7 protein-coding genes are annotated in these 8,511 nt (G+C 66.4%); 5 read left to right on the forward strand and 2 right to left on the reverse strand.

Annotation, left to right across the window (positions count from 1 at the left end; all coding sequences use genetic code 11):
* The first annotated feature begins 5 nt into the window (after positions 1 to 5).
* From thiL to HWN72_RS08270, 5 genes are all read left to right on the forward strand, one after another.
* Positions 6 to 965, forward strand: coding sequence for a thiamine-phosphate kinase (gene thiL / locus HWN72_RS08250; RefSeq protein WP_211150024.1), 960 nt, complete (start codon positions 6 to 8; stop codon positions 963 to 965).
* Between the two features lie 149 nt (positions 966 to 1,114).
* A complete protein-coding gene (locus HWN72_RS08255; RefSeq protein ID WP_008829496.1) occupies positions 1,115 to 3,208 on the forward strand; it encodes a sodium-translocating pyrophosphatase in 2,094 nt (697 codons plus the stop codon).
* 208 nt (positions 3,209 to 3,416) lie between these two features.
* A complete protein-coding gene (locus HWN72_RS08260) occupies positions 3,417 to 4,499 on the forward strand; it encodes a GNAT family N-acetyltransferase (protein WP_248005882.1) in 1,083 nt (360 codons plus the stop codon).
* The gene (locus HWN72_RS08265) at positions 4,496 to 5,356 is read left to right on the forward strand and encodes a transcriptional regulator (protein ID WP_008829498.1); all 861 of its coding nucleotides are present in this window, start codon (positions 4,496 to 4,498) and stop codon (positions 5,354 to 5,356) included. The genes HWN72_RS08260 and HWN72_RS08265 overlap by 4 nt, the downstream gene beginning before the upstream one ends.
* A 96-nt stretch (positions 5,357 to 5,452) precedes the next feature.
* Entirely contained in the window at positions 5,453 to 5,674 is a 222-nt protein-coding gene (locus tag HWN72_RS08270) for a DUF2061 domain-containing protein (protein WP_008829499.1), read from the forward strand.
* A gap of 7 nt (positions 5,675 to 5,681) precedes the next feature.
* On the opposite strand, the gene HWN72_RS08275 is transcribed toward HWN72_RS08270, so the two are convergent.
* Both HWN72_RS08275 and uvrC read right to left on the reverse strand, forming a co-directional pair.
* Positions 5,682 to 6,296 carry a hypothetical protein gene (locus tag HWN72_RS08275; protein WP_008829500.1) on the reverse strand — a complete coding sequence of 205 codons (615 nt, stop codon included), beginning with the start codon at positions 6,294 to 6,296 and terminating at the stop codon, positions 5,682 to 5,684.
* A gap of 92 nt (positions 6,297 to 6,388) precedes the next feature.
* Entirely contained in the window at positions 6,389 to 8,332 is a 1,944-nt protein-coding gene (gene uvrC, locus HWN72_RS08280; RefSeq protein WP_037518833.1) for an excinuclease ABC subunit UvrC, read from the reverse strand.
* Positions 8,333 to 8,511 lie beyond the last annotated feature (179 nt).

The raw sequence follows: 8,511 nt of genomic DNA on the forward strand, positions 1-8,511 counted from the left end.
TTCGGATGACCGGCGAAGCCGCCTTCATCCACGCCCTGCGCGCCATCGCCACCGCCCCCGCCGCCCGGCGGCTGGCGGACGATGCCGCCGTGCTCCGGATCGGCGGCGAGGCGCTGGTGCTGACGATGGATACCGTCGTCGAGGGCGTCCACTACCTCCCGAACGATCCGCCGCAGGACGTGGCGTGGAAGCTGGTGGCGGTGAACGTCTCCGACCTTTCCGCCAAAGGGGCGACGCCGGCGGGGTGCCTCTATTCGCACGCGCTGGGCGCTTCCGCGTGGGACACCGCGTTCCTCGCCGGGCTGGACGAGGCCTGCCGCCGTTTCGCCATCCCGCTGCTGGGCGGCGATACGGTCCGCATGCCGGACGGCGCGCCGCGCAGTTTCTCGCTGACGGCGCTCGGCACCGGGGCCAAGGGTTGCCCGGTGCCTTCGCGCACGGCGGCGCGGCCGGGTGACCGGGTCTGGGTCAGCGGGACCATCGGCGATGCGGGGCTGGGGCTGAAAGCCGCGCTGGGCGACCTCGATGGAGACGCAAGCGCCCTCACCGCGCTGCTCGCCCGTTACCGCCGCCCTGCGCCCGAGCCTCGCTTGGGCGTCGCACTGGCGCCGCTGGTCCACGCTATGATGGATGTTTCCGACGGACTCATGGTCGATGCCTCGCGCATGGCCGAGGCCAGCGCGGTAGGCGTGACGCTGGACGTCGGCGCAGTGCCGCTTTCCGCGGCCTTCCGCGCCGTCGCAGGCGAAGTTCTGGAGGTCCGGCTGGCAGGGATGGCCGCCGGGGACGACTACGAACTGCTGTTCACCGCGCCGCTCGAAAATACAGCGCGCATTCTTGAAGCCGCGAGCACCCTGAACCGGCAGGTTACGGCAATCGGCACCATCGAAGCAGGAGCGGGGCTGTCGCTGCATCACGAAGGCGCTGCACTGCCCTTGCCCGAACGCCTGGGTTACCAGCACTGACGTCGGTGCGTGGCCCGGTCGCCATGCCGCCGATGACGGCACCGTTCCGGCGCATATCCCTGCTTGCCACTCCCCCACCTTCCCTATAGCCCTAGTCGCCGCGAGCGGGAAAACCCGTCGCTACAACATAATGGGAAGGGGACGTCTTCGTGAATCTCATCACGATCGCAATAGTCCTGGGACTTCTGGCCATCGTCTATGGCTTCGTCACAAGTCGTCAGGTGCTCAGTGCTCCCGCAGGCTCCGAAAAGATGCAGGAGATCGCCGCCGCTATTCAGGAAGGCGCGCAAGCCTACCTGAAGAGGCAGTATTCCACCATTGCCGTCGTCGGCGTGATCGTCGCGATCATCCTGGCGTTCACACTCGGAGCCATATCGGCCACCGGGTTCGTCATCGGCGCGATCCTGTCGGGTTTCGCCGGGTTCATCGGGATGAACATCTCGGTCCGGGCGAACGTACGCACCGCCGCTGCGGCACAGAAGGGCCTGCAGGAAGGGCTGACGCTGGCGTTCCGGGCGGGCGCAATCACCGGCATGCTGGTGGCAGGCCTCGCTCTGCTCGCGATCGCGGTGTTCTACTGGTATCTCACCGGACCGGCCGGGCACACGGTTGGCGGCGATGACCGTACCGTGGTCGAAGCACTGACCGCCCTCGCCTTCGGAGCCTCGCTCATCTCGATCTTTGCGCGTCTGGGTGGAGGCATCTTCACCAAGGCCGCCGACGTCGGCGCCGACCTCGTCGGCAAGGTCGAGGCCGGCATTCCCGAGGACGATCCCCGCAACCCCGCCGTCATCGCCGACAACGTGGGCGATAACGTCGGCGACTGTGCCGGCATGGCGGCCGACCTGTTCGAAACCTACGTCGTCACCGTTGGCGCGACGATGGTGCTGACCGCGCTGTTGCTCAAGGGCGCGGGCAACCTGAGCGCGATGATGGCGCTGCCGCTGCTGATCGGCGGCGTTTGCATCGTCACCTCCATCATCGGCACCTACTTCGTGCGGCTGGGCAGCTCGCAGAACATCATGGGCGCCATGTACAAGGGCTTCCTGGTGACTGCGGTGCTCTCGATCCCGGCGATCTGGTGGGCGATAAGCCATGCGCTGGGGGATATGGAGGCCGTCATCGGCAATGGCGACCTCAACGGCCGCACGTTGTTCTATTGCGCTCTGGTCGGCCTGGCGATCACCGGCCTGATCATCTGGATCACCGAGTATTATACCGGGACCGATTATCGCCCGGTCCGGTCGATCGCCAAGGCTTCGGTCACCGGTCATGGCACCAATGTGATCCAGGGCCTTGCCATCAGCCTGGAAGCGACGGCGCTGCCGACGATCGTGATCGTCGCCGGGATCATCATCGCCTACCAGCTCGCCGGGCTGCTGGGCATTGCCTATGCGGCGACCGCGATGCTGGCGCTGGCGGGCATGGTGGTGGCGCTGGATGCTTACGGTCCGGTCACCGACAACGCGGGCGGCATCGCCGAGATGGCCGGTCTAGACGACGCCGTGCGCGAGAAGACCGACGCGCTCGATGCCGTGGGCAACACCACCAAGGCCGTGACCAAAGGTTATGCGATCGGTTCGGCGGGGCTTGCCGCGCTGGTCCTCTTTGCCGCCTACACAACCGACCTCAAGGAGTTCTTCCCAGCGCTGAACGTCGATTTCAGTCTGGAGAATCCTTACGTCATCGTCGGCCTCCTGCTCGGCGCGCTACTGCCGTACCTGTTCGGCGCGATGGGCATGACGGCGGTGGGCCGGGCCGCGGGCGACGTGGTCGTCGATGTGCGCGAGCAGTTCCGCGAGAAGCCAGGCATCATGACTTATGCGGAAAAGCCCGACTACGCACGCACGGTCGATCTTGTCACGAAGGCAGCGATCAAGGAGATGATCGTGCCCTCGCTGCTGCCGGTGCTGGCGCCGATCGTGGTCTACTTCGTGATCACCGCCGTCGCCGGTCGTGAAAACGGCTTCGCGGCGCTCGGAGCACTGCTGCTTGGCGTGATCGTCAGCGGGCTATTCGTGGCCCTGTCGATGACTTCGGGTGGCGGCGCATGGGACAACGCCAAGAAGTTCATCGAGGACGGCAATTACGGCGGCAAGGGTTCGGAGGCGCACAAGGCTGCCGTCACCGGCGATACCGTGGGCGATCCCTACAAGGATACCGCAGGCCCGGCGGTGAACCCGATGATCAAGATCACCAATATCGTCGCGCTGCTGCTGCTTGCCGCAATGGCGGCCGGTTGAACGCAGCGGCACCGCGTCGGGGCCTTTCCGGCGCGGTGCCGTTAGCGTTTCCTTGATTTCTCGCCATTAATTCAGGCCACGAACACGCAACGTTCCGGCAACAGGATTCGGTCTGCAAGTGGCTGGCGAGGCACATCGCAAAGAGGCCCCATCGGTGCTGGACGCCGAGATCGCGCCCGCTCGCCTGCTTTCGGGCAGCCTCTGCGCCATGCCCTGGCGCGCGCTGGAAAGCGAGGTCGATGCCTGGGACCGCCTAACCGGCAACGCCAGCGAGCCAAACCCGTTCTTCGAGAGCTGGTATCTGCTCCCCTCGCTACGCCACCTGCCTGACACGGACGCCGTGACGATCCTGCGCTTCGCGCAGGACGGGCAACTGGTGGGCCTGCTGCCCGTCGCTCCATCCCGCCGCTACTACCGCTGGCCGATGCCGCATTTGTCCAGCTGGCTTCACGCCAACTGCTTCTGCGGCGTGCCGCTGGTCGCCCGGGGCGCAGAAGTGCCTTTCTGGCAGGCCGTTCTGAGCTGGGCCGACACCCGGCCTGACGCGGCGCTGTTCATGCACTTGCGCGGCATGATGCTGGGCGGCCCGCTGCACGCCGCACTGGACGCCGTAGCGGCACAGGACGCGCGGCAGATCGAGATCGTACACCGCGAGGCCCGCGCCATGCTCGCCTCCGACCTTTCGCCCGAAACCTATCTGGAAGCCGCGCTGTCGAGTAAGAAGCGCAAGGAACTGCGCCGCCAGGCCAATCGCCTCGCCGAGGAAGGTGCCATCGCCTTCGAGCACAGCACCGATGCTCGCGACGTCGCCCGGTGGTGCACCGATTTCCTCGCGCTGGAGGCTGCGGGCTGGAAGGGTAAAGCCGGCTCCGCGCTGGCAAGCTCCGAGCGGACCGAGCGGATGTTCCGCGAAAGCCTCGAAGGAGCAGCTCTGCGCGGCAGGCTGGAGAGACTGTCGCTGACGCTCGACGGTCGCCCCGTCGCGATGCTAGCGACGTTCCTGACCGCACCGGGCGCCTATTCCTACAAGACCGCCTTCGACGAGACATATGCGCGCTTTTCACCCGGCGTGCTGCTCCAGCGCGAGAATCTCGCCATGCTGGACCGCGCAGACATCGCCTGGACCGACAGTTGCGCCAGCGCAGACCATCCGATGATCGACCACCTCTGGCGCGAGCGCCGGGACATCGGGCGGCTCTCCATCGCCATCGGCGGCAGGCTGCGCCGCGCCGCCTTCCGCCAGTTCGTGCGCGCCGAAACCGCGCGCCATCCCGCCGGACACAGACCATGAACGTCCCGACTCTACTCCAGGCAAGTCCGGTTTTTGCGGACACCGCGCGCCATGACTTCGCATCGCACTATCCCGAGGTGCCGCATAAGCTGACTCACGCCCTTGGCGCACATCCACTGATGGAACTGGAGGCACTGGCCCGGCTGGCGGAGGTACTTCCCCCCGCCTCGGTGGAATACAATGCCAGCGACCAGCCCATCGGCATCGAAGGAAAGCCCGGGCCGACCGGCATCCCCATCGGCGAAACGATCCGCCATATCGAGACGACCCGCTCCTGGGCGGTGCTCAAGAACGTCGAGCAGGACCCGGCGTACGCTGCACTGCTTGAAGCGTTATTGGCGGAAATCCGTCCAGCCATCGAAGCGCGCACCGGGCGCATGCTCAAGACACAGGCCTTCGTATTCGTGACCAGCGCCGGGGGCGTCACGCCCTATCACTTCGACCCCGAACACAACATCCTGATGCAGGTGCGCGGCTCCAAGGTGATGACGCAGTTCCCGGCGGGCGATCCGACCTTTGCGCCGGACGAGATTCACGAAACCTACCACACCGGCGGCGGCCGAGAACTGAAGTGGCGTGACGACCTGCTCGCCGGCGGCCGCGAATTCCCACTCGCGCCGGGCGAAGCGCTTTACGTACCGGTTATGGCGCCGCATTTCGTGCGCAACGGGCCGGAGCCTTCCGTTTCGCTCTCGATCACCTGGCGCTCGGAGTGGAGTTTTGCGGAAGCGGATGCGCGGGCATTCAACGGACTTCTACGACGTTGCGGGCTTAAACCGACGGCCCCGGGGCGCTGGCCGGATCGCAATCGCACCAAGGCGACAGGCTGGCGTATCGCACGCAAGCTGGGCCTGTAGGACTGGCTCATCGCTCCGGTCGATCACCGTGGCGACAAGGATCGTTTTGTTGTTGCAAATCATTCGCATTAGAAGGGTTGTCAAAAGGACCGCCCGATGACCCGCGATTTCGCCAAGACCCTCAGTTTCCTTGCGCTCCATCTTATGGTCGGTTTCACCGTCGCCTATCTCGTCACCGGATCGGTCACGATGGCGGGCGGGATTGCTCTGATCGAGCCGATGGTGAACGCAGTGGTTTTCTTCTTTCACGAGCGTGCCTGGCGGAGCGGAGACACGTCGTTCACCGCGTTGCGGAGGCATCGCCACGCCGCAGTCTGACACCAGTTCAGGAACGCCGGGTCGTTTCCTTGCGCAAGTCGTGGACGCGGCCGCCGTGATGCTCGATCACCGGGCTGAAGTCCTCGGGCTCATTGACGAGATCGTCGAACAGCGCACGGTAATGGATCATCGCCCGGCGCAATTCCTCAGTGCCCGCCTCGCCGCGGGCATGGCTGGCGGCGATGTGATGGCCGGTGCGGTAATGCGCGACGACCTCGCCGTGATCGACCGACAGGTCTTCGTAGCGCTGGTCGAAGTCGGCCACCGGATAGCCACGTGCGGTCATGACGTCGGCAAGCAGCACGTCGGCGCGCTGGACGGCACCCGCCGGGTCATCGACGAACTGGGCCTGCACTTCCAGCCATGCGCGCACGAACGCTTCCCGCCGGGCGGGCTCCAACGGGCGAATGTCGAAGGCGGCGACGCGCTGCTCGCGCTCATAGAGCACGGTCTCGGCCTCATACGTGCTGCCGGACTGGTCGATAGTGCGATCGTATTCGTCGCCAAACCGATCGCGCAGCCGCGCTGTATGGCGACTGCGCATGACTGTCACGACAACGCCGACCAGAACGGCCAGCGCGATCACGCCGACGGCTATGGCGAGCGGACTAAGTGTAACCACGTTGAATCTCCCGTTTCCCGCCTCCGTCCTACGGAAACTTCAACCGGGGAGATGATCGTCAGTTGCGCGGCCCGCCGCAGGTGTCGCGCCGCTCAGCCGTTCGGGTGGTAGAAATCGTAGATCGTCTGCGCCACCGCCACGCTGACACCCGGCGCGCGGCGCAAATCTTCAAGGCTCGCCGCACGTACCTTGCCGGCCGTGCCGAAGTGCAGCAGCAGAGCGCGCTTGCGGGCCGGGCCGATGCCGGGAATCTCGTCGAGCGGGCTGGCGGTGATCGCCCGGCTGCGCTTCGCCCGGTGCGCGCCGATTACGAAGCGGTGGACCTCGTCACGCAGGCGCTGGAGGTGGAACAGCACCGGCGAGTTCACTGGCAACATCTTCTCGCGCCCGTCAGGGAAGTGGAACACCTCGCGCCCCTCGCGGCCGTGGTGCGGGCCCTTGGCGATGGCGATGAGGTTGACGTCCTCGATGCCGAGTTCCTCCAGCGCGTCCTTCACCGCGTTCATCTGGCCCTTGCCGCCGTCGATCAGGACGAGGTCGGGCCAGGTGCCGCCGGTGCGCTCGGGGTCTTCCGCCTGCACGCGGCCGAAGCGGCGGGTCATGACCTCGCGCATCATCGCGTAGTCGTCGTCGGTCTGCGCGGACTTGATGTTGAACTTGCGGTACTGGCTGGTCTGGAAGCCCTCCGGCCCCGCCACCACCATCGCGCCCAGCGCCTTTGTGCCCGAGATATGGCTGTTGTCGTAGACTTCCACGCGCTGCGGCAGGTCGGGCAGCTCGAGGAAGTCAGCCATCTCGCGCCAGACTTTCGCCTGCGTGCCGCGCTCAGCCTGGCGGCGGTCGAGCGCTTCCACCGCGTTGCGGGTGGCCTGCATCATCAGGTTGCGGCGGTTGCCGCGCTGGGGGACGGAGATTTCCACCTTGCCGCCCGCGCTCTCGCGCAGGGCTTCGGCGATCAGCTCGGCCTCGGGAAGTTCGCGATCGACGAGGATGCAGCGCGCGGGCGGCACTTCCTCGTAGAACTGCGCGAGGAACGCCTGCATCACCTCTTCCTCGCTCAGGCCCTCGGTGTGGGTGGGGAAGAAGGCGCGGTGGCCCCAGTTCTGGCCGCCGCGGATGAAGAAGGCCTGCACGCCGACCTGCCCGCCCTTGCTAGCCATCGCGAAGATGTCGGCATTGTCGAGCCCTTCCGCGTTGATCGCCTGGCTGCCTTGAATGAAAGTCGCCGCGCGCAGGCGGTCGCGCAGCATCGCCGCGCGCTCGAAGTCGAGGTCGGCGGCCGCCTCGGCCATCTGCGCCTCGATCTTGCGCTGCACTGCGTTGGACTTGCCGCCGAGGAAGTCCTTCGCCTCCTGCACCAGTTCCTTGTAGCCCGCCTCGTCGATGCGGTCGACGCAAGGGGCCGAGCAGCGCTTGATCTGGTAAAGCAGGCAAGGCCGGTCGCGCCGGGCGAAGAAGCTGTCGGTGCAGCTGCGCAGCAGGAACAGCTTCTGCAGCGCGTTGATCGTGGTGTTGACCGAGCCGGCGCTGGCGAAGGGGCCGTAGTAATTGCCCTTCATCCGCCGCGCGCCGCGATGCTTCATGATGCGCGGGAACTCGTGGTCAGTGCGCAGCAGGATGAACGGGAACGACTTGTCGTCGCGCAGCAGCACGTTGTACGCGGGCCGGAAACGCTTGATGAGCTGCGCTTCGAGCAGCAGCGCCTCAGCTTCGGAATTGGTCGTCACGATCGTCATCGAGCGGGTCTGGCTGACCATGCGCTGCAAGCGACCGGGCAGACGTTCCCACTGGGTATAATTGGCGACGCGGTTGCGCAGCACCCGCGCCTTGCCGACATAGAGCACGTCGCCGCGCGCGTCCTGCATGCGGTAGACGCCGGGCTTGGCGGGCAGCGTGCGGACGGTGTCTCGGATCACCTCTACGCCCGCCTGCAGGTCGGGCTGGTCGGAACCGCGCACGGTGTAGGTCGCCCGCTCCTCGTTGAAGCGTTCGAGATGGTTGGGCTGCTCAGGAGTGCCGGCTGGTGTTCTCGCCATGTTCGTGCAGATAGGGAAGGTTCGCGCGAAGGGGAAGTGCCCGAACGCGCCCACCCCCAGCCCCTCCCGCAAGCGGGAGGGGGACCGACCATTTCGCCCCTCCCGCAAGCGGGAGGGGGACCGACCATTTCGCCCCTCCCGCAAGCGGGAGGGGCCGGGGGTGGGCCTCGCCTGTCCTC

Source organism: Novosphingobium sp. HR1a (assembly GCF_015594425.1).
Lineage (GTDB): Bacteria > Pseudomonadota > Alphaproteobacteria > Sphingomonadales > Sphingomonadaceae > Novosphingobium > Novosphingobium resinovorum_A.

What these genes read in the sequence shown, in the direction of transcription:
- uvrC (WP_037518833.1), bottom strand. Translation starts at nt 8,332, where the DNA reads ATGGCGAGAACACCAGCCGGCACTCCTGAGCAGCCCAACCATCTCGAA.
- HWN72_RS08265 (WP_008829498.1), top strand. Translation starts at nt 4,496, where the DNA reads ATGAACGTCCCGACTCTACTCCAGGCAAGTCCGGTTTTTGCGGACACC.
- HWN72_RS08270 (WP_008829499.1), top strand. Translation starts at nt 5,453, where the DNA reads ATGACCCGCGATTTCGCCAAGACCCTCAGTTTCCTTGCGCTCCATCTT.
- thiL (WP_211150024.1), top strand. Translation starts at nt 6, where the DNA reads ATGACCGGCGAAGCCGCCTTCATCCACGCCCTGCGCGCCATCGCCACC.
- HWN72_RS08260 (WP_248005882.1), top strand. Translation starts at nt 3,417, where the DNA reads ATGCCCTGGCGCGCGCTGGAAAGCGAGGTCGATGCCTGGGACCGCCTA.